22 protein-coding genes are annotated in these 20,966 nt (G+C 57.9%); 7 read left to right on the top strand and 15 right to left on the bottom strand.

The features are described 5' to 3' along the window. Positions 1-314: 314 nt before the first annotated feature. Together SP68_RS04040 and SP68_RS04045 are read left to right on the top strand one after the other, a co-directional pair. Positions 315-1,868, top strand: coding sequence for a peptide MFS transporter (locus SP68_RS04040; protein WP_040968856.1), 1,554 nt, complete (start codon positions 315-317; stop codon positions 1,866-1,868). Between the two features lie 183 nt (positions 1,869-2,051). Beyond that, complete coding sequence (locus tag SP68_RS04045; RefSeq protein WP_008806393.1) at positions 2,052-2,351, top strand: DUF1889 family protein; 300 nt, start codon at positions 2,052-2,054, stop codon at positions 2,349-2,351. A gap of 265 nt (positions 2,352-2,616) precedes the next feature. Here the strand turns inward: SP68_RS04045 and SP68_RS04050 are convergent, their stop codons facing one another. Genes SP68_RS04050 through SP68_RS04065 form a run of 4 tightly spaced genes read right to left on the bottom strand, consistent with a single transcriptional unit; the run spans position 2,617 to position 7,316 of the window. Next, complete coding sequence (locus SP68_RS04050) at positions 2,617-4,065, bottom strand: MdtP family multidrug efflux transporter outer membrane subunit (RefSeq protein WP_023340707.1); 1,449 nt, start codon at positions 4,063-4,065, stop codon at positions 2,617-2,619. Continuing rightward, the gene (mdtO, locus tag SP68_RS04055) at positions 4,062-5,999 is read right to left on the bottom strand and encodes a multidrug efflux transporter permease subunit MdtO (RefSeq protein WP_032736393.1); all 1,938 of its coding nucleotides are present in this window, start codon (positions 5,997-5,999) and stop codon (positions 4,062-4,064) included. The genes SP68_RS04050 and mdtO overlap by 4 nt, the downstream gene beginning before the upstream one ends. A 12-nt stretch (positions 6,000-6,011) precedes the next feature. After that, positions 6,012-7,037 (bottom strand): multidrug transporter subunit MdtN, encoded by a 1,026-nt coding sequence (gene mdtN / locus SP68_RS04060; RefSeq protein ID WP_008806390.1) that lies wholly within the window; start codon positions 7,035-7,037, stop codon positions 6,012-6,014. A 6-nt stretch (positions 7,038-7,043) separates the two neighbouring features. Next, positions 7,044-7,316: a YtcA family lipoprotein gene (locus tag SP68_RS04065; RefSeq protein WP_008806389.1), complete on the bottom strand. Its 273-nt coding sequence runs from the start codon at positions 7,314-7,316 to the stop codon at positions 7,044-7,046. A 206-nt stretch (positions 7,317-7,522) separates the two neighbouring features. Between SP68_RS04065 and yjdI the strand changes: the two genes are divergently transcribed. Then, the gene (yjdI, locus tag SP68_RS04070) at positions 7,523-7,753 is read left to right on the top strand and encodes a 4Fe-4S mono-cluster protein YjdI (protein WP_012540613.1); all 231 of its coding nucleotides are present in this window, start codon (positions 7,523-7,525) and stop codon (positions 7,751-7,753) included. 11 nt (positions 7,754-7,764) lie between these two features. Continuing rightward, complete coding sequence (locus SP68_RS04075; RefSeq protein ID WP_008806388.1) at positions 7,765-8,037, top strand: GNAT family N-acetyltransferase; 273 nt, start codon at positions 7,765-7,767, stop codon at positions 8,035-8,037. Positions 8,038-8,079: 42 nt separating this feature from the next. Here the strand turns inward: SP68_RS04075 and SP68_RS04080 are convergent, their stop codons facing one another. The 10 genes from SP68_RS04080 to fimB form a co-directional block, all read right to left on the bottom strand. Further along, positions 8,080-9,492 carry a cyclic diguanylate phosphodiesterase gene (locus tag SP68_RS04080; RefSeq protein WP_040968855.1) on the bottom strand — a complete coding sequence of 471 codons (1,413 nt, stop codon included), beginning with the start codon at positions 9,490-9,492 and terminating at the stop codon, positions 8,080-8,082. Continuing rightward, positions 9,489-10,394, bottom strand: a complete 906-nt coding sequence (locus tag SP68_RS04085; RefSeq protein ID WP_012540615.1) for a fimbrial protein — start codon at positions 10,392-10,394, stop codon at positions 9,489-9,491. The genes SP68_RS04080 and SP68_RS04085 overlap by 4 nt, the downstream gene beginning before the upstream one ends. 17 nt (positions 10,395-10,411) lie before the next feature. After that, entirely contained in the window at positions 10,412-10,897 is a 486-nt protein-coding gene (gene fimG, locus SP68_RS04090) for a type 1 fimbrial minor subunit FimG (RefSeq protein WP_074194464.1), read from the bottom strand. Positions 10,898-10,924: 27 nt separating this feature from the next. Further along, a complete protein-coding gene (fimF, locus tag SP68_RS04095; RefSeq protein ID WP_040968854.1) occupies positions 10,925-11,452 on the bottom strand; it encodes a type 1 fimbrial adaptor subunit FimF in 528 nt (175 codons plus the stop codon). A gap of 10 nt (positions 11,453-11,462) precedes the next feature. Beyond that, on the bottom strand, positions 11,463-14,078 hold the full coding sequence (locus tag SP68_RS04100; protein WP_008806383.1) for a fimbrial biogenesis usher protein: 2,616 nt from the start codon (positions 14,076-14,078) through the stop codon (positions 11,463-11,465). A gap of 80 nt (positions 14,079-14,158) precedes the next feature. After that, entirely contained in the window at positions 14,159-14,863 is a 705-nt protein-coding gene (locus SP68_RS04105; protein WP_012540619.1) for a fimbria/pilus periplasmic chaperone, read from the bottom strand. A gap of 49 nt (positions 14,864-14,912) precedes the next feature. Further along, positions 14,913-15,449 carry a type 1 fimbrial minor subunit FimI gene (gene fimI, locus SP68_RS04110; RefSeq protein WP_012967260.1) on the bottom strand — a complete coding sequence of 179 codons (537 nt, stop codon included), beginning with the start codon at positions 15,447-15,449 and terminating at the stop codon, positions 14,913-14,915. A 70-nt stretch (positions 15,450-15,519) separates the two neighbouring features. After that, positions 15,520-16,068, bottom strand: coding sequence for a type 1 fimbrial major subunit FimA (gene fimA, locus SP68_RS04115; protein WP_008806380.1), 549 nt, complete (start codon positions 16,066-16,068; stop codon positions 15,520-15,522). Between the two features lie 480 nt (positions 16,069-16,548). Beyond that, positions 16,549-17,157, bottom strand: coding sequence for a type 1 fimbria switch DNA invertase FimE (gene fimE, locus SP68_RS04120; protein ID WP_012540621.1), 609 nt, complete (start codon positions 17,155-17,157; stop codon positions 16,549-16,551). 463 nt (positions 17,158-17,620) lie between these two features. Beyond that, positions 17,621-18,226 (bottom strand): type 1 fimbria switch DNA invertase FimB, encoded by a 606-nt coding sequence (gene fimB, locus SP68_RS04125; RefSeq protein WP_012967261.1) that lies wholly within the window; start codon positions 18,224-18,226, stop codon positions 17,621-17,623. A 244-nt stretch (positions 18,227-18,470) separates the two neighbouring features. On the opposite strand from fimB, the gene SP68_RS28135 reads away from it, so the two are divergent. Continuing rightward, positions 18,471-18,668, top strand: coding sequence for a hypothetical protein (locus SP68_RS28135; RefSeq protein WP_153242724.1), 198 nt, complete (start codon positions 18,471-18,473; stop codon positions 18,666-18,668). A 410-nt stretch (positions 18,669-19,078) separates the two neighbouring features. Here SP68_RS28135 and SP68_RS04140 read toward each other — a convergent pair whose 3' ends face one another. Beyond that, positions 19,079-19,324, bottom strand: coding sequence for a hypothetical protein (locus SP68_RS04140; protein ID WP_008806377.1), 246 nt, complete (start codon positions 19,322-19,324; stop codon positions 19,079-19,081). Between the two features lie 349 nt (positions 19,325-19,673). On the opposite strand from SP68_RS04140, the gene yehD reads away from it, so the two are divergent. Together yehD and SP68_RS04150 are read left to right on the top strand one after the other, a co-directional pair. After that, positions 19,674-20,216, top strand: a complete 543-nt coding sequence (gene yehD / locus SP68_RS04145) for a fimbrial protein YehD (protein WP_040968853.1) — start codon at positions 19,674-19,676, stop codon at positions 20,214-20,216. 61 nt (positions 20,217-20,277) lie between these two features. After that, entirely contained in the window at positions 20,278-20,961 is a 684-nt protein-coding gene (locus SP68_RS04150) for a fimbria/pilus periplasmic chaperone (protein ID WP_012540626.1), read from the top strand. Positions 20,962-20,966 lie beyond the last annotated feature (5 nt).

Raw genomic sequence — 20,966 nt, forward strand, 5'->3', positions numbered from 1 at the left:
TCCTGGCAGCCGAACTGAGCCGCTATAGATCCTCGCCTTAGCGTTAACTTTCTGTTTTTTAATAAAAATAATCGGATTTTCTGCACTAATATAAAGTCAATGCTGTTTATCTTTTTATGAACGTTAAATCTGTAAAACTAGATGTTTGTCGACTTTTCATCTAAAAAGGGAAGGTAAGGGGCTGGACAAAACCATTGTGTGGTTATCAAATGGTTAAAAATGCTCGCGTTTGATGTTAATGCAAACAAATTATAAATCGTCAGCCCGCTTTATACGGTTAACTTGCGCTGCGGCGCACCTTACCTGGAGAATTTATGCATTCCTCTGTTAATAAAAACGAAAGCCGTACCTTTTTCGGCCATCCTTATCCGCTGGGCTCCCTGTTCTTCACCGAAATGTGGGAGCGCTTCTCGTTTTACGGCATCCGTCCCTTACTGATCCTGTTTATGGCGGCGACGGTGTACGACGGCGGGATGGGACTGGCGCGGGAGAACGCCTCGGCGATCGTCGGGATTTTTGCTGGCAGTATGTATCTGGCCGCGCTGCCGGGCGGCTGGCTGGCGGATAACTGGCTTGGCCAGCAGCGGGCCGTCTGGTACGGCTCTATCCTGATCGCCCTGGGGCACCTGTCGATCGCCCTGTCGGCATGGCTGGGCAACGACCTGTTCTTTATCGGTCTGATGTTTATCGTCCTGGGTTCCGGGTTGTTTAAAACCTGTATCTCAGTGATGGTCGGCACTCTGTATAAAAAAGGCGACGCGCGCCGCGACGGCGGTTTTTCGCTGTTCTATATGGGGATCAACATCGGCTCGTTTATAGCGCCCTTGATCTCCGGTTGGCTGATTAAATCCCATGGCTGGCACTGGGGCTTCGGCATCGGGGGGATCGGGATGCTGGTGGCGCTGGTCATTTTCCGCGTCTTTGCCGTGCCGTCGATGAAGCGCTATGACGCGGAGGTCGGCCTCGATTCCACCTGGAACAGCCCGGTGGCGAAAAAGAATGGCGTCGGAGCGTGGCTGCTGGTCCTGGCCCTGGGGGTGGCAGTGCTGGTCACGCTGATTAGCCTGGGCACGATCGTGATTAACCCGGTGGCGGTGGCCAGCGTGCTGGTCTATGTGATTGCCGCCTCCGTGGCGCTCTATTTCATCTGGCTGTTCGTCTTCGCTGGGCTGAACCGTAAAGAGCGGGCGCGCCTGCTGGTGTGCTTTATTTTGCTGGTCTCGGCGGCCTTTTTCTGGTCCGCGTTTGAACAGAAACCGACCTCCTTTAACCTGTTTGCTAACGACTACACCAACCGGATGATCGGCGACTTTGAGATCCCCGCGGTCTGGTTCCAGTCGATTAACGCCTTGTTTATCATTCTGCTCGCTCCGGTATTCAGCTGGGCGTGGCCTGCGCTGGCGCGTAAAAACGTGCGTCCGGGCAGTATGACCAAATTCGTGATTGGCATCCTGTGCGCAGCGGCGGGCTTTGGCCTGATGATGCTGGCGGCGCAGAACGTCCTGAGCAACGGCGGGGCCGGTGTGTCGCCGCTGTGGCTGGTGGGCAGCATCCTGATGCTGACGCTCGGTGAGCTGTGCCTGAGTCCGATTGGTCTGGCGACCATGACTCTGCTGGCGCCGGAGAGAATGCGCGGCCAGATGATGGGCCTGTGGTTCTGCGCCAGCGCGCTGGGTAACCTGGCGGCGGGCCTGATTGGCGGTCACGTGAAGGCCGATCAGCTGTCGCTGCTGCCGGACCTCTTCGCCCGCTGCTCCATCGCATTGCTGATCTGCGCCGCCGTGCTGGCCGTGCTGATTGTCCCGGTCCGCCGGATGCTGGAGAACAGTCGGTCCAGTGCCGGGCAAACATCCGTCAGCAACGCCTGACGCGATCCTCAGACCGGCCCTACGGGGCCGGCTTATTTTTGTACGAAACCCGCCTCAGCAGAACAAAATCCCTTTTTCAGAATGCGCGATGTCCCATAACGTGAGCGTGTTCTTTGAAATCACGTCACTTTCCGGTCCATAGTGTAGTCAGGTTTACTATGTGGTTAATATAAGGACACACCTATGCCAGCAGTCATTGATAAAGCATTGGATTTCATCGGTGGTATGAATACGTCTGAGCCAGTACCACAGTCTATGGATGAAAGTACCGCGAAGGGAATTCTCAAATATTTGAAAGAGCTGGGCGTGCCCGCTACCCCGGCCGACGTCGCTGAACGCGGGCAGCAGCAGGGCTGGAGCGCCGGGTTTACCGACAAAGTGGCGGATTGGGCTGAACGGATCGCCGCCGGCGAGCGGATGGTCATCAAGCATCCGGAATTCTTTTCCACCTATATGCAGGAGGAGCTGCGCGCCCTGGTGTAATCGCCGCGCATCCACCCCGCCTCTTCTGTTAAATGCCTTCCCCATCCGGGAAGGCATTCTTGCTGATGACAAACCTGTTTGGTTATTGTGCCCGCCTTTCTGCCGGGTGGCGGCTTCGCCTTACCCGGCCTACGAAAGACAGTAATATCAAACAGTTATGCAATTAGCTGTAGGCCCGCGCAAGCGCAGCGCCGCCGGGCAATCCCTGAAGATTGCCCGGCGGCTGCAGTCTGAATGCCTTCTCCACCGGGGGAAGGCATTTTTGTTACTGGCCGCGGTAGCCGCCGCCCAGGGCTTTGATCAGGGTAATGTCGGTGCTCAGCCGCTGGGCTTCAATGTCCAGCAGCAACAGCTGCTGGGCGAGAACCGCCCGCCGGGCCTCTTCGGCGGCGTAGCGGCTGAGCAGGCCGCGCTGATAATGGGCGCGAGCGCTGTCGGTAGTGGTCTGCGCCGCGGTGACCTTTAGCTGCTGCAGCGCGCGCTGTTGATTCAGATCGTTAAGCTGGCTGGAGCTGATGGCGACATCGCGCACCGCGTCCAGCACCGCCTGGTTGTACTGTTTGATCAGGATGTTGCTGGCGGTGCGCACCGACTGCAGATTAGCGTTCAGACGACCGCCGTCGAAGATTGGCAGATACAGCCCGGGCAGCAGGTTGATCTGCTGGAAAGAGGACTTAAACAGATCCCCGACGCTCAGGGCGTTATATCCCCAGAACGCTTTGATATCAAAATGAGGATAGAAGGCCGCTTTCGCCGCATCGACCTGGCTCAGGGAGGCAGTCACGTAGCCGCGCAGCGCCTGCAGGTCCGGGCGGCGGGCCAGCAGCTCGAAAGAGAGCGATGGCGGCAGCGTCTCCTGGAGCGCCGGCAGCGCCACCGGATGGATCGCCGGCATGCTCTGCGCATCGGCGCCGATCAGCGCCCGCAGGGTTTCACGATACTGGGTCAGCATCCCCTCGGCGCTGATAATCTGCTGGCGAGCGGCGAGCTGCTCAGCCCGGGCATTGGCCACATCCACACTGTCTTCCACGCCGCGTTGGGTCCGGTGCTCATGGGCCGCTACCGAGAATTGGGCAATACCCTCCAGCTCCTGCAGCAGCGCGATTTTCTGGAACGTCGCCTGCATGGCGAAATAGAGCTGCGCCACGCTGCTGGCGATGTCGAGTTCAATGCCGGCGGTTTCCGCCAGCCGGGCATTTTTCTCGCCAATGGCGGCGGCGACCCGGGCGCGATCGGCTCCCCAGAGATCGATATTCAGCTGCGCCCCGACGCCAACGGTATTCAGCGTATACCAGGGACCGTTCTTATCCACCGGCAGGGAGTACGAGTAGGGCCAGCTAAAGGATTTGTCGGTGATCCGCAGGCGGTTTTGCGCCGCGACGGCGGTGGCCTGCAGGCCCATCGCCGACCGGGCGAGTTCCACCGTGGACTGCGACTGGGAGATGCGTAGCCGGGCGGCCTGCATGGTCGGCGAGTTCTGCAGCGCCCGGTTGATCAGCAGGTTGAGCTGAGGATCATCATAGGCCTCCCACCAGCGGGCTGCCGGCCAGTCGCTGTTCGCCAGGTGGATCACCTGCGCCAGCTGGGCCTGCTGCGGATTGACGATGGCGACCTGGGAAGGCTCATCCTGGATCAGCGCGCAGCCGCTGAGCAGCGTCAGCGTCAGGGTAAAGAGAGTGACCCGCAATCGCGCGGGGAAAGGAAGCATCATCATGACGTTTTAGCCTGTTGCTCAGTCGCTATCGGTGTCGGGCCCCAGTCGGGCAGGGCGGCCAGCGCGGTAGCCAGCGCCGGGCCAAAGGGGTTGCGGAGATCGGCGGCCAGCGTCCCGTCAGGCGCTGCCGCCTCCTGTTCGATACGTTCGGCGTAGCGCCGCAGCTGTTCAGCGCAGCGAGCCAGCGTCGGGTCTCCCGGCGCGGCATTGAGCCGGTAGCCTTCGCTGAGGCGGGCGATCTCCTCGGCCTGGGCGAGGGTGGCGCGCATCGGCCAGCCTTTCGCCTGGGGCCAGGGATGGGCCCAGGTGCCCAGCGGTTCAGCGCGAACCCGATGGAGCAGCGCTTCGCTGTCGGTGAAGGCGACAAACAGGGGAGCCAGCGGCACCGCCTCCTTCGGGGCGGCGAGACAGTCCGCCAGCCGGCGATAAAGCGCCGCAAGACAGGATTTCAGCTGCGGCGCTTCGCTGTCCGGCCAGAGATACAAATGGACAATGGAGGAGACCAGCACCCCGAGCAGGATGCCGAGCACCCGATCCCGCAGCTCGGTGAGGTTCGTCAGCGGGCCAAACCAGCTGAGGAAGGCCAGCGCAAAGGTGAAACCAATCTGGATCCCGGCGTAGGCGATACGCTCCGAGCCGGCGGCAATCCACGCCGCCAGCGCCAGCACCGGCAGAGACATCGCCAGCAGGCCCGACAGCGAATCGGTCCAGGGCTGAACAAAGACGATTAACAGCAGCGCCAGCAGGGTGGCGAGCAGCGCCCCGCCGATACGCAGCCATGTCTTTTGCATCGTGGCGCCCAGCCCGGGCTGGGCGACAATGACGCAGCTCAGCATAATGGTGTGCAGCCCTTGCCAGTCGGCAGCGGTATAGAAGACATAGCAGATTAGCGTCGCCAGCAGGGTCTTGAGCGCAAAATGGAGATAAGCCGGGTTGCGCCAGGCGTCCGGCGCCAGCAGGGGCGCCTTCTCCACCTCACCCTGCGGCAGGGCGACGGGCTCACCCTGCGCCAGCTGCTGCAGGAGGGTAGCCATCTCCTGCAGAACCGCGTGATTAATGCCACGACCGCTGAGCGCCAGGGGAGGAATGGCGCCGTCAAACTGTTCCTCGCTGAGGGCACTCTTCAGCTTCAGTACCGCCTGCGACAGCTGCTGGCGATCTTCGCTATCTGCCTCGTCTGCTTGCAGCAGCGCCGCCAGCTGATAGCAGCGCAGGGTGGCGGCCAGCCGCGAGCGCCAGGCCTGCGGTTCGGCGGCTATCTCCGGCGTGGCCCGGCTGGCCTGGGCGAACAGCGACTGCAGCTGGTTGAACTGCGCGGCGGTCTCGCCGAAGGTCGGTGGCGCTTCATCGCCAGGAGCCGTCAGCCGCCGGGCGACCTCGTGCAGCATCCCCGCCAGGCGCGCCTTAAACTGGTTGCCGGGAAAGGCCTGCTGAAAACAGGCGTTGACCAGCAAAGTGACGAGGATCGCGGTGTTAATCGCCACCCACAGCCAGAGCAGCAGCCGCACCAGGATCTCGCTCTGACTGGTCATTGACGGGAAGGTCTGAGCGTAAATCACCGCCAGCGCCACCACGAAAAAAGCCAGCCCCAGCTTACCCAGCACCCGCATCAGGTAGATGGCGCAGAAAAAGAGCGCCACGGAGGCCGCCAGGCGGATCAGCGGGTAGTCATAGGTCCACTTGATGATCAGCAGCACGCCGCCGAGCGCCACGGTGACGGTGACAAAAAAGACCACGCTGACCAGCTTGATCATCAACACGTTAGGCTGGCTAACGTAGAACACGACGATCAGCGCAACAGCCAGGAAGGGGATCTGCAGAGTCATAAACAGGGTGATGAGCACCGCGCAGCTCAGCGTCAGGCGCAGCGTGTAGCTGGCGCGTCCCGGCGCGTCGCGCAGCTCCTGGCGTAAAAAATGGGCGAGAGGAAACATCGCGTCCCCCGGCTACGGCTGCAGCACGGCGCTGGCCGAGGCGCCCATGCGGAACAGCGCCGGATCGGGATCGCTGACGGCGATTTTCACCGGGAAGCGCTGCGAGACGTGAACCCAGTTAATGCTTTTTTGGATCAGCGGCAGCCCTTCGATGACGCTCCCGCCTTCGGGCAGGACCCCGGAGCCGACCGAATCGACCACCCCGTTAAAGGTCCGGTTGTGGTTGGTCATCACGGTGATCCGTGCCGCCACGCCGGGGCGCACGTTGTTCAGATCGGTCTCGCGGAAGTTAGCGATCACATACCAGCGGTCGTCATCCAGCAGGGTAAAGACCGGCTTCAGCGCCGAGGCGTACTGGCCGACGGTGGTTTTCAGCGCCACCACCACGCCGTTGAAGGGCGCACGCACTTCGGTAAATTCCAGATGCAGTTCGGCGAGGGCGATTTGCGCCAGGATCCCGGCGCGTTGTGCCACCATGGCATCCACGCCGGTCACGGCCGCCGAGGCCTGTCTGGCCTGCAGCAGCGTGGCCTCCAGCTCCGCCCGCGCCGCTTTCTCAGCGGTGCGCGCCTGATCGAGATCTTCCTGGGAGGCAAACCCCTGCGGCACCAGCGGCTCAAGGCGGGTGCGCGTGGAGGTGGTCTGCTTGACCAGCGCTCTGGCGCGCTCGACGGCGGCCGCCACCGACTGGGCGTTATACTCCTGCGCTTTGATGGTGCGCTGGGTCAGCATGATCTGCGCGTCGAGGGTCGTCAGCCGCGCTTTCGCGTCATCGAGCATCGCCTGATAGGGACGGGGGTCGATGCGGAACAGCAGATCGCCTTTTTTCACCCGCTGGTTATCGCGAATGGGCATCTCCACGATGCGTCCGCTGACCTCGGGCACCACATCGATGGTATCGGCATAGACATAGGCGTCATTGGTCTCCGGCGAGGTTTGCAACTGCCAGATAACCAGGATCAGCGCCAGGATAGCGGCAAGGACCAGCGCCAGCAGAGGCCACTTTTTGCGTAACAGGGGAGTGCGGGAAGTTGTCATAAGCGATCAGTGAACAAAAAACAGAAACCACAGCAGCGTGGCGAACAGGAACATCAGCGCGACATAGCTGAAGACCAGAGGAGAAAAGCGCGGCTGCCAGCCTTTACGGGTAATCAGGATATGGCAGGGGATCAGTAAAAACGCACCGCCCAATAAGCAGAAAAACCAGCCGGGGAACGCGGCGCCCAATACCGGGATCGCGGGCGAAAGTGAGCAGCCGGAAAGCGGCAAGACGAGCAGTAACCGCGCCGGGCGGGCGATGGTGGCAATATGATTCAATAGAGCATCCCTGAGTGATCATACCAGTGTGTGATGAGTGTAATCGCCTCGTTGCGGGAATGAAAGTCAACGGATCGCCGACTGCGGGATCCTTACCCGATGGGAAAGCATGATGTGAGGCGCCAATTCCCACGCTTACGCGTAGTCAGCCGCGACGTGTAGGACTATGCTTAGCCTGAAACATAAAAAAAGAACGAGGCAATGTCATGGATAAGGAATTACTGGAAGCGGGCTACCGGGCCTACACCGGAGAGAAAATCGACGTCTACTTTAATACGGCGATCTGTCAGCATTCGGGGAACTGCGTGCGCGGCAGCGCGAAGCTTTTTAACCTGAAGCGTAAACCGTGGATTATCCCGGATGAAGTGGATGTGGCGACGGTGGTAAAAGTGATCGATACCTGCCCGAGCGGCGCCCTGCACTATCGTCATAAATAAGCGAGGAGAAGATGGAAATACTGGAAGGGCACAACAAGTTTTATGTTAACGACGCGCAGGGAAACCAGGTGGCGGAAATTGTTTTTGTTCCCACCGGCGACCACCTCAGCATTATCGAACATACCGATGTTGATCCCAGCCTGAAAGGCCAGGGCGTGGGGAAACAGCTGGTGGCGAAGGTGGTGGAAAAAATGCGCCAGGAGCAGCGGAAGATCATTCCTCTCTGCCCGTTTGCCAAACATGAATTCGATAACACCCGCGAATACGACGATATTCGCGCCTGACGTACCGGCACCGGTGCCAACCGGTGCGCTTTTCTCGCGCCATCAACGATCCGCCGGATCGCGCTGATGGGAAAAGCGGCGGATCAGATCCGGGAGATGCTCGCGCCGCATCGGCGGTGAAAACAGATAGCCCTGGAAACGGTCAATACCCAGCGATTTTAACTGCGTAAACTTCGCCAGCGAATCCACCCCTTCCGCCACGCAGCGGCTGCCGCTCAACTGGCAGTAGTAGGCCAGGCTTTTTATCAGCGCAAGCGCCTTCTGATCGTGCTGAGCGTCGTTGACGATACTCATATCCAGTTTATAGGCATTGAAGTGCAGGCGACGCGCCGGAAAGATGACGCTCCCCTGAGAAAAGCAGTCGTCCAGCATCACCCGCACGCCAGCACGTTGCAGTTCCTCCACCTGGGCGGTGGATCGGCTCTGACGGCGAAAATCGATGGTTTCAGCATATTCCAGCACCAGCCTTTCCACGCCCTCTGGCTGCCGGAGCTGCTGGCGAGCGGCTTCCACCATCCGCAGCAGGCTATCGCTGGCGGCGAGCGAGGAAGGAATATTGACCGAAAAATAGAAAGTACCCGGATGCTCATTAATATTCTGCACGGCCTCCTGCAGGACAAAGGCCGTGAGCAGCAGCCAGGCGTAGTCGGCGCGGAACTGCGGCAAAAAAGCCTGCGGATGGAGAACCTGGCCGCGGTGGCGCCAGCGGATCAGGATCTCCACCCCCTGTAGCTGTGAGCGACTATCGACGATAGGTTGAAAAACCGGGAAGACCTGGCGATCGTGGATCGCTTGTACCCATTCCTGTTCAAACGCCGACAGTGAGCTGGCGGATGAGCGCGGTAGCAGCGTACGCGGAAAGCGGGGGGCCAGATGCGGGTGATATTCCACCAGCTTTTTCACCCCGGCCAGCCGCTGGGTGTAGAGCGTTTTCTGGCTCAATCGGAGACGCCGGGCCTGCTCGCCTATCGTCTGCCCTTGCAGCAGGGCGAGGATCACTTTGAACTCGGCATGGCTCAATCCGGCGGCTCGTTTGTCGTGGAGCAGGGCGGCTTCACTGGCAAGCCGCTCAAGTCGCGGTGCGTTCTCCAGCCGATCGGCCAGCTCCGTGCAGGACAGATCGGCGGGGGCGGTATGGACGTTGCGCAGACGATCCGGATGGCTCACCTGATAAAGCAGCGTTTGCCACAGCCAGATGGCCGGGCTGCGGCTCAGAATCAACATCGGTAACGGCTGCAAGGCCTGGTCGAGCAGCCTTGCCGCCTGGCGCAGCGTGGTGAGCATCCACAGGGGATCGTCAGGGAGAAACACCACGATCCGCGTCACGGCGGTCAGCTCCCGCAGGGACACGCCCTCGACCGGCAGCTCAACGGGCCGCTTCGCGGCGTTCACCATCAGCTGGCTCAACCCGCGGGCGGCCAGCGAGCAGGGTGAGAGGATATAGTCGGTCATCATTGATAGACAAAGGTGATGCCGATGATCGACTGCACGTTGCCGGCAGTGACCTGGCCTGTGGTCCGGGCATAGGTTGCCGTCAGACCGAGATTAACTGGCGAGGTACTGACGGTGCCCAGCGAGACCGTGCTGTTCGCCGGCACGGCGCTGCCGTTGCGGGTCAGCTGAACGCCTATCCCCTGCGCCGGTGAGGCGGAGGCGGTATTGGTGAAGATCGCGTTGGCGCTATCCGCGGTGGTGCCGGAGAGGTAATACCCCAGCTGCTGGCTTTGCGCGCAGTGCACGGTGAGCGGCACGGCCATCGATCCCGGGTAGTCGGGGAGGGTGACGGTGACATCGCGGGCGGAGACATCGCAGCCGCCGGTGGGGACCACCACGTCGTTGTTGGCGTAAATGTTCCAGATGAACTGGAAGGAGTCGCTATTGTAGTTGTTGGTCTGATGCAGGATCAGCACCGCGATTAACGATCCTGCGGTGATCGCCACCCCACCGGCGGTGCTGACCGGCGTCAGATACAGGACGGTGGGCCAGGGCTTATCGGTCCGTGAATCGTAAACCACCCGCGCCGTTTCCGTGGTGGTCGGGAAGGGGTAAGAGGTGCCGTTATATTTCACGGTGCCGGAGAAACTCGACAGCACGCCGCCGTAGGCGGATCCGCGCTGCAGGGTGACGTAGTCAGTGATCGTTTCCGGATAGTCGTTATGGCAAAAAATCTGCGTGGAGAGGTCGACCACCAGGTTTTGCCCGACGTTAACCGCCGGTGTCAGATTTACGTAGACGTTGGCTGACCCGCCGCCGATGGGGATCGTCGCCCCGGTGGCCGTTTTGCAGGCAAAGGACCAGGCGTTCATCGACCAGCCCAACAGCAGCAGGGTGGTGAACAGGGGGATAATTTTTTTCATCATAATGCTCTCCTGGCTCAGGCGTAGGTATAGGTGACGTTAATCACCGCCTGAATGGTGCCTTGCGTGGCGCCGCCGTTGACGGACAGGGCTCTAACCTGCAGCGGGAAGCGAGCGGACTGGCTGGCCTCATCCACCTGTACCGACTGGCTGCTGCCATTGTTCAGCGTGGTGCCGTCCTCGCTCTGCAGTTCGAGCTGAATATTGCCCGCCGTTCCCTGGTTTTTGTAATAGCCGGTGCTGTCCGCCGTCCCGCTGAAGGTGGCCTTCACCCGTGAAGTACCCACGGGGCAGTTACTGAGATCCAGCGCCACGCTGTGCCAGGCCGATGCCGAGCCCGCGCCGATCAGGCTAAAGGTATAGAGATCGCCCAGCTCGACGGTGGCATTGACGGTGGAAACCGTGCAGGGTCTGGCCACCACCTTCCCGTTGACGGTGAGGGTGACGTCGGCCGCCCGCAGGGAAGCGCTCGCGGTTAACAGGCCGGCCAGCAGCCAGCCCACGTGGGTCCATTTCATTTCAGCCTCCGCTTACTGAAATTCCAGCGTGAATGTCGCTGTCGCATTGACATGCCCGGCGGTGACGGGCACCTGAGTGGCCATCAGACGGGCGTAAAAGTTGAGAATGTTGGTCTGGCCCGGCGTCAGCGTGGTCCAGGACATGGCTGACGACGGCGCATTGACCGGCAGCCGGGACTGCTGCTGATCGAGAATTTCCACCCCCATTCCCGCCGCCGCCGAGGCGCCGGCATCGAGTTTTAACAGGCTGGTGTTGACGCTGTCCGCCACGCCGGTGAAACCGACCTTCACCGCGGTGACGGAAGTGCCACAGGGCGACAGCACGATGCGGAACGGCACCGGCGGCGTCGTCGCCCCGACGGCATAAAACTGCTTCGCGGCGTTGTCCTGAAAATCGACGGTGAAATCCTTCGACTCGCCGGCCACTGCGCAGGCGTTGTCGCGCACATAGCCGCTGATGGTGATCGTGCTATCGGCAGCGAAGGCAAACGGCGTCACCAGGGTGAGCAGGGCGCCCAGCAGATACTGCAGTTTTTTCATCATGATCTCCTTAGCGGCACGCGGCCGACAGCTGGCTGAGCGCCTGCTGCTGACTCTCCGGCGGCAGACGATAATCGGCCACGCACTGAGCGTCCGGGCCATCGCCCCATTTCACTCGCACCTTGCCCGCCAGCGGCATCCCGCTCAGGTAGACCTGGCCGTTATCCGCGACGATGCTGCCGCTCTGGTTGCTGTCGCCGGTGGCGAGGGCGCCAAACGGCACCGGTTTGCCGCGATGGGTCAGCGTCATCAGGATCTTCATTCCCACCTGCGCGTTAAAGTTGGCGCGGACGATCGCCCCATGGGTCGGCACCACGCTGACCACTGCATCATCAAGGTCGACATTGTCTGCCAGGGTGTTGGTGTCCAGCGCGATCCGGTTTTCGCGATACTCGGTGGCATAGGGCAGGACGGCATACCCGCGCCAGTCGGTGCGTACCCCGGTCTGGTTTTCCACCTTCACGCCGCCGGCGCCGGGGGCTTTCACCAGCACCACGGTATCGTTCAACGGCTGGCTCAGGGTGATGCCGTTGGCGTGCGCCAGCACGCCGCCGCTGACCCCGTAGTAGAGCTGTTTAAAGCCGTCGCTGCGGCTGTAGCCGACGTTGGCGTTGCCGTAGCCGCCGCGGTAGTTGAGCGCCGTATAGCCTGTGCTCCCGCTGTCGCCGTTGCCGCCGCCCGCATAGCCGGTCTGCACGCTATAGCTGAGGTTGTTGTCTTCCAGCAGGGTGCCGTACAGGCCCGCCAGGTTAGTCATGCGGCCATTGAGATCGTGCGACAGGCTGTAGCTGGCGCTGGCGTGCCGCCAGACTGAGCGGCTATCGGAACGCAGCCAGTGGCTGAAGGGGATATTGACGTTGACCGCCAGCATCTGATCGCGCCCTTGCTGCCAGGCGTTTTTGGTCAGGCTGTAACTTAGCGACCAGTTGATATCGTCTACGGCGGCGTTGAGGCCGGCCTGCAGCTGCTCATCGGCATCGTCGGTGCCCCAGTAGGTCTGGTGGCTGCCGCTGAGATAGAGGGTGGCGGTGCGCCCCAGCTGCTGGGTCACGCTCAGTTGCACCTTGCCGCGCTTGCTGTAAGCCAGATTGTAGTAGTCGGTAAATTTGGGTTTCACCTGGATAACGCCGTCCTGAGTTTCCACACTGTAGCCGCTCATCCGGCGGTAGGTGGTATCGGCAAAGTTATAGTAGCCGCGGGTGGAGTAGCGGTAGCCCACCAGCTGCAGGTTAGTCCCGGTCTCATCCAGGGATTTGTTATAGAGGAAACGCACCGACTGTCCCTGATGCTCGCTGTCGTCCGCCAGCGTGGCGTTGGCCTGGGTGATATCCAGCGACAGGGCGCCGAAATAGCCCATGTTTTTCCCCACCCCAAGGTTAAAGGCGCGATAGCGGTCCGCCAGCTGAGTGCCGCCGTACAGGGTCCAGCCGGCCGGCAGGCCATGCATGGCCGTGCTCTGGAAAAAATCGGGCGTTTCCTGTTGGCTGTTGCCGCTGCGGTACTCCCCGGCGGTGAGGGCGAAGCGGGTATGGCCTTCACGCTGCAGCACCGGCACCGTTGACCAGGGCACGCTGAAGACCTGGCGGGAGCCATCCGCTTCTTTAATCGTGACCTGCAGATCGCCGCCATTGCCCGCGGCGTAGAGATCGTCGATGGTAAACGGCCCCGGCGGCACTGTGCTCTGGTAGATTTCATAGCCGTTTTGTTTGATTGACACCTGCGCCGTGCCGCGGGCGATCCCGTGGATCACCGGCGCGAAGCCTTTCTGGCTGTCCGGTAGCATATTGTCGTCCGAGGCCAGCTGGGCGCCGCGGAAGTTGATCCCGTCGAAGACATCGCCGTTGGTATAGCTGTCCCCGAGGGTGAGTCGCGAACGCAGAGGCGTGATGTCCCGCTCAAGCCAGCTGTTAACGTGCTGCCAGCGGTTTTCACTGGAGGAAGCGCTGCCGCTGCCGCTACTGTAGCTCCACGTGCTGTTATCGCGCAGACGCCAGGCGCCAACGTTCAGGCCGCTCTGCAGATTCAGATAGGCGTAACGGCTGCTGCCACCCGTGGTGTTATGGACGTTATTGCCCGTGAAGTTATAGTTAATCAGCCCGGCGGTGATACCGTTATCCCACAGCTCCGGCGGAATATAGCCGCGCGCGCGGGTGCCCATAAATGCCTGAGGCACGGTGAGATACAGACGCTGTTGGCCGACGTCGAAGCGCGTAGTGGCTTCGCTGATAAGCGTCGTTAGCGGCACGCAGGCTGCGCTGTCCAGCGTCGCCATGCCCGGCACCCGACCGGTATCCACGCCCATGCTCGCCAGCTGGCCGCGCGTCAGACAGGGCGACAAGCCATGGCCCTGCGCGTCGGCCTGGAAAGTGACGTCCCGGGTGGTCATAAAACCATTGTTGAGATAAATATCGACGCGATAGGTGCCTGGCGGCACCTCCTGGCCTTTTTCAAATCCCGACAGGTCAGCCACCGCCGCCGGATCGTCAGCTAAGAAGCGGGGGTTAAAATAGAGGTCCGCCCGCGCGGCAAACGGCTGTGAGCAGAGCCACAGCGTCAGCGCCGGCGTAATCAGGCGCCGGGCGCTTCGGCAACCCCAATGGTCCAGTCCATATTTTCGATGTGACATAATCCCTCCGGTCCGACGTTGCCCGGCTGTCAGTGCTTCTGGTCATGCGCAGCGTGGCCCGCGCGGCGGGGTACTCTGGGTTAACGCAGTACGCCATTCATTTTCGGCGTCAGCGCGCCGTAATCGTTAATCGTGCGATAGGTGATGGTGCTCCCGGCATCCGCGGGCAGCTTGACGCTGGTTTTGCCCATCGGCGGCACGAGGGCGTTTTCCAGAATGCGCGTCCCGGCGTTCAGTTCGGTCACCGTCAGGTAATAAGGGGTGGGGTTCGTCAGCGTCAGCGAGGATCCGCTGCGGCTAAAGGTCAGCTTTTCCGCTGCCTGATCCGGGGGCAGGGCCAGTTTTCCCGGACGGTAGTAGAGCTTGATGCGGCTGATAATCGCCAGCTGCAGGGTATTGTCGCTGAGCTTGGATTTATCCATCGAGGGGATCGCCTTCACGTTCATCCAGAACAGGCTTTCCCGATCCTGCGGCAGCTGGTTATTGGTGGCGTCGATAATGCGCAGGGTGTTCTCTTTTTTGCCCTGCATGGCAAACAGCGGGGGAGTGATGACAAACCGGCCGTCTCGCTGACCATCGGCATTTTCCACCCATGACTGAATAAGCCAGGTGCTGTTGTCGTCATTATTGGTCACCGCGAGCTGGACCTGCTTCTGTCCCGCCGGGTAGATAACCCGGGTCGCGCCCAGCGCGACGCCCGCCTGCGCGCTGGCGCTCAACGCACCGGCGACGAAAAGTAAACATCCCGCCAGTATGCCGCGTGTCGTCGTTGCCATTTTTCTCACGTTATCTCCTTGTCTGCTCACCGTGTTGTCCTGTTTGTCTGCGGATTAATTACTGATAGGTCAATGAGAACCAGGCCTGGGCGTTGGCCGCGCCGCCGGTGACCTGGCGTCCGGTCGCCCGATATTTGGCGACAAAATTGAGCGTCGTCGGTCCGCGGTAGAGCGGCACCCAGCGGTCGGGCGGACGATTGAGCGGCAGCTGCTGGCCCTGACTGTCGAACAGCGCAATGCCAATCCCGCTGGCGATCCCCGGGCCTTCGCCCACCGAGAGCACATCGGGATTTTTACCATCAGCCACGCCGTGAAATGCCACCCCCACATGCTGGCTGACTGCGGTACTGCAATCCTGTAAATGAATCGCGAAAGGGATCGGGTTACTGTCTTCCCCGACATCATGAAATCGGTTACTGCTGATCTGCCCCAGATTGACCGTCATCTGCCGATCGCCCGCTTCGACGCGGCAGGAACTCGCCATAATCAGGCCCTGAAAACGCATGCTGCCCCCAGGCAGCGTGACGTTCCACTGATTACCGGCCAGGGCCAGCGGGGGTAGTAGCAGCAGCAGACCTGATTTCATTCCCTGCATCGTTTCACTCCAGTTGGAAATAGAGAGCGGGCCCTCCTGGCCCTGATTGCCTCCCTGCGTGGATCGGGCCTTACTCGTATTGCACTTTGAACGTGGCATCCGCGTTCGCCGTACCGGCGGTCGCTGCGCCGGTCGCGTAGTAACGCGCCTGGAACGGGATGATGTTGGTGCCGTCATTCAGCGTGGTCGCGGCACTGAAGGTGGCCCCGTCCAGCGCCAGCGGCGTGCCGGTGCTGTCGAGGATCTGCACGCCAACGTTGGTTGCGCCGCCGGCGGCAGAGTTTTGCAGTGCCAGAACGGTGGTGTTGCTGCTGTCGATAGCGGTACCGGAGAAAGCGACAGAAGCTTTGGTCGCCACTGTGGTGTCGCAGTCATCCAGCTGAATGTTGAAACCGACGGAGGAGCTGGTGCTACCTGCGGTGGCAAGTTTCGCGGAACGCACCTGTCCTAACTGGACGGTTTGATCGATAGAGCCGGCATCTACCGCACAGGCCGCATTGACGACTTCCCCTTTAAAATGCACTGTCCCGCCGTTGACCGTGGTGGTATCGGCCAGCGCCGCCGCGGAGCTCAGAGACAGGGCTGACACAACAACCATTGCCAGTGTTTTGATTTTCATACTGTTTTCCTTTGAACGATGTCGAAATAACGAACCGGATTGGCAGCCGATGTGCCTTCCAGGCATGTCAGATTTCAGCCGAGTAGTCAGGCTGCCGGCTCTGCACAGTTTTTACCCAACTGATGAGACAATTGGGGCCATTTTGACTCGTTGGGATAAATGATCTGTTTTTGGTTTTTGACTGGTTTATTTGTGGTTTTAAATTCTGTTTATTTGGCTTTTTGTGGGTATATAATCTGGAGTGGTGGGCGGAAGTGCAAAAGGAATAGCGATGGCGCTGGCGAAGGATCGCCGGTGCAACGGGAGTATGGTGGGAGAAAAGTGAGTGATTGCATGATTAAAAATATATAATAATCAATAAACTATGATTTTTTCTGCAGAAATATAGCGCGGTGAGTTGCAAAACATTACAAAACATTTTTATGATATAAACAGTTTGGCCCCAATTGACCTGTTAGCAATTGATTTTGTTGTATTAAATCAATCGCTTAAATCATTTTCCTTTGACAGGCCTTTTTCCTCTAAAAGATTATTTCTTTCCCAAATCCCGGCAAAACGCGCCGCATTGCTGGCAGTGTAGCGTACCGTGTGACGAATATTACGATGTCCCAGATAATCCTGTATCAAACGGGTATCTGTACCTCTTTCCGCCAGTTCATAGCCGCAGGCGTGACGCAGCATATGAGGGTGCGTGTGCGTCACGGTGCCCGCATTTTCACCGGCGGATCGAATAATACGATATGCCTGCTGGCGTGAGAGCGGCGTACCGCGACGAGAGATAAACAGCGCGTCGGTTTTTGCCGCCGCTTTCCAGCCGGCGCGGACCTGACTCCAGCGTTCGATTGCCTCGCGCTCATCAAAGCGCAGCGGATGAATAGTCGAAAAACCGTTCTTAAGCCGCCGCACATTGACCCGTCCTTCATGCAGATCCAGATCGTGATAGTGCAGATCCAGCAGTTCGCTGATGCGCATGCCGTGGCGAAAGGCAAGCAGGATGAGGCAGTAATCCCGTTCACCGGTTGGGCCCTGGCGAGCGGCCTGCATCATTGCCTGAACTTCTTTGGCGGTAAGAAAACGACGTCGGTTCACAATATTAGCTCCTGAAAAAAGGATGAATGACCGTCACGGCGAAACCTTACGCCATGACGAAAAGAATGCGTAATGCTAAAACGTTGTAGGGTGAAGTTGATTAACCACGAATAGATAGCACATTACATTGACTGATACTAAAAATATCGCCGGGCGATAATTCTTAATTTTAAAGATTTTAATCGTTGTCTCAATAGCCTCTCCAGATGTTATCGCCAGGTGCATAAAATAAAAGGATTTTTTTCTGGCGCACGTTGTCATTAAAAAAACGGTGCGGAAATTTTACTCGAGCAATAAATAATTCGGTCAAATCCAGAATGAACGCAGGGTTAAATTGACGCGGAGCTGGCAGGAATAAATAAGAACTTGCGGGAACAGTAATCATAATTAACGCAGGGTTAATGATAATAAATGTTATAATTTGCGAGCAGGTTGCGGGACAACGCCATCCTTGGCGTCAAGGTTATTGGATCAAAGACGATCGCTGTTTGTCGCGCGTATTGTCCCAGATGCCATAGAAACGTCCCGCGTTGCTGGCGGTATACCAGACGGTATGGCGGATATTGCGATGCCCAAGGTAATCCTGGATCAAACGGGTATCGATCCCCATATTGGCCAGCGCAAAGCCACAGGAGTGACGCAGCATGTGTGGGTGGATCTCCAGCGGTAATCCCGCCAGATCCCCTGATGAGGCGATAATCTGATAAAACTGCTGGCGAGAAAGGGGATTACCTTTGCGGGAGAGAAACAGCCATTCGCTGGCTGCCTGCGGCCAGCTGCTGCGAATGGCCAGCCATCGCTTTAGGGCGTGGATCTCTTTCTCCAGCAACGGATGGGTAGTTGAAAACCCCTTTTTGAGTCGATGGATGTAAACGCAGCGGGCAGCAAGGTCGATATCCGATATTCGTAGACGGCAGATCTCGCTGGCTCGCAGACCGTGAATGAAGCACAGTAATGTCAGGCAATAATTCCGTGCGGCATAGAGACCGGTATCGGCGGCTTTAAGTAAAGACTCGATCTCATTCTGAGTCAGGAAGTTCCTTTTTTTTATATCGGCGTTATTCGTCATGGTTTTCCCTTTTATTGCAGGCATATTTTTCTCTTTCCAGGCCTGCGTCAGGTCATTGTTAAATTCGACTGCCTTTTTATTTTGAAACGGCGTGCTGATAACGTTTTAATCTCATACGAAAGCGTTTCACCTGGTGAAGGCAAAATCTGAATGCTATCGCTGAGTGAGCGTGCGGTATCATAGGCTATCTCCATCGCCACCGATAAGGCGCCGCAAGCTGAAGGGTAAAGAAAGGGTTAGCGGGTTGAAGTGGCGTCGCTTTCCTGGTGGTTTCCACGTCCTGTACATCCCTGATCCTCTTGATGATGCCCGCATGATGATGAAGGCGCGGGCTTCCGGCCGCGGCAAGGCGGCCATCAATGCCGTCATGATTTATTGCCTGCCTGCTGGACATCATTGCGCCAGCAAACCAACCTCCCGCGCCAACAACCTTCGGGAATAGCATGAGAAATTTCTCAGACAGAATACAACTCTGCATCGTCTGGATAGCATTCACTGCAAAACTACAACAGTGATTAAACCATACTGCAAAAAGCCTGGGGATAATAGCCATTGTCTGTATGAGGGCACTTTACGCTGTATTTCAGTAATTCAGTTTAATCTAAAGCATGTGGTCGAAGTGGAGTGGTATCAGGCACGGTAAGCGCTAGTGGCGGCGATATTAGTGGGCTGGAAAAAAGGGGGATATGATGAGGACCGGGATACGGTCTGAGGGGGGCGCGGGAATATTCTGCGCTATGCTAAGAATAAGGCGCATGCCACAAACGTCAGCCAGACAACTGAAGTATGAGGGGGCGTTAAAGGCTCCGGCGGCGGGAGGAATGACGTCCTGGAGACGCCAAAACCTCAGTTTCACCATTTTTCGTCACGTGCTTCCTGGCGACCTTCGCGGCGGTTTTCCCGTTTATCGTGACGGCAGCTGGCGTTGCTTTGATTGTTATTGCGGACGCATTCCTGCTTGGTATCACGACCTTGCTCGCGGCTATCCTGTCGGATATCGCGGGCGTCCTGGCGTTTGTCGCCACGCCAGGTCGCCTGCGCCGAAAACGATGGCGCCAGCAGCGCGACGCAGACCAGGGCAAGTAAGCCTCTTTTCATGGAGATGGCCTTCTGTTTTTATAAACACAATAAATAATTAGCAGGTAATTATAAAATTATCATATAGCTTAAGTGAGGATAGCACAAAATGCATCGCTTCCAGCGATAACGTTGTTTTTTATTAAATGAATCCGTCGTTTCTGATGTCTATGTTTTTATTGTGTTTTAATGCGATATAAGCAACATAACTTTTGGATGAGTCGTAGATATAATGAATTATTTGGCTTGATATTAGTCAAGTGAATTAAATACGTCTGTTGTGAATGATTAAGTTGCGTGCAATATTTAACGCATGAGTTTTTTCTCATCTCATAAGCCAAATGGATAAACAAATAAAAGGAACTATATTATGAAGCGTTTAACTGTTGCTGCAGCAGTCCTGTCCACCGTATTTATGAGTGCCGGTGCTTTTGCGGATACTGACCAGGGTGAAGTTATTATCACCGGACGCGTTGTGGGAACCACGTGTCAGTTTCTTGATGGCAACAACTCTACCACTATTACGATGAACCAGGTCGGGCAGGAAAGTCTTGCTGGTCTTAATGCCGGCGCCACCTATACCGGCATTAAAAACAGCACCACGGTGCCATTAAAATTAAAATGTACCGGTGCTGAGCCGAAAATCAGCCTGGCACGTAACCAGTTTGATACCACTTACCCGAACATTACGAAAAATACCGTAGCGGGTGGCGCATCCGGCGTCGGCTTTGTGGTGACAGCGAATGACGCCGAACTAAACGCCAACTCGCTGATTCCTCTTAATGGGGATCCTGATGAAAACGGTGTATATACCATTGATTTTTCAGCACAGTATGCGGTGGTGGCCGCAGGTAACGCAGTCACCCAGGGCGATGTTGAGTCAACCCTTACGCTGACCGTGGTAACCGAGTGATGCTGTCACCCGGCGAGACGCAGGGCGTTCGCCGGGTCTCTGTTTACATGGAGTGAAAGAGATGAAAGGATTCATTCTGCTGCTACTGACCTTTTTCATTATCCCCGCGCAGGCGGGTATTGTGATCTATGGGACGCGCGTTATTTATCCGGCCGGTAAAAATGAGGTGATGGTGCAGTTAATGAATCGCGGCGATCGCGGCGCCCTGGTACAGGCGTGGATCGACGACGGTAATACTTCCATTGCCCCGGAAAATATCCGCGTACCTTTTCTTATTTCACCGCCGGTGGTGCGCGTCAGAGCCAATACCGGTCAGCAGCTTAAAATAAAAGCATTATCCAATACGTTACCGCAAAATCAGGAAAGTTTATTTTATCTGAATGTCCTCGATATCCCACCCAATGCCAGCGTGAATGATGGTAAAAATGTGGTGAAATTTGCGATCCAAAATCGAATTAAGTTGTTTTATCGCCCGGAAGGTGTCGCTGGCGTTACGCAGGCCAGTTTTCATCATTTAGACCTGCAGCAAAAAGGTAAAAATGTACTGCTTAAAAATAACAGCGCAAACTGGATAACGATCCCTGAAATTAAAGTGAATAATGTGAAAGGAAACAGTAAAGCCATTATGCTGGCGCCATTTTCACAGCAAATGATCACCCTCAGCGGCAGCGTTGCCAGACAGTACAAAATAACTCTTATTGATGATTATGGAAATTATATTAGTGATAGCATCAGCGTAAAATAAAAAGA

Origin of the sequence: Klebsiella variicola (genome assembly GCF_000828055.2) — a bacterium.
GTDB lineage: Bacteria > Pseudomonadota > Gammaproteobacteria > Enterobacterales > Enterobacteriaceae > Klebsiella > Klebsiella variicola.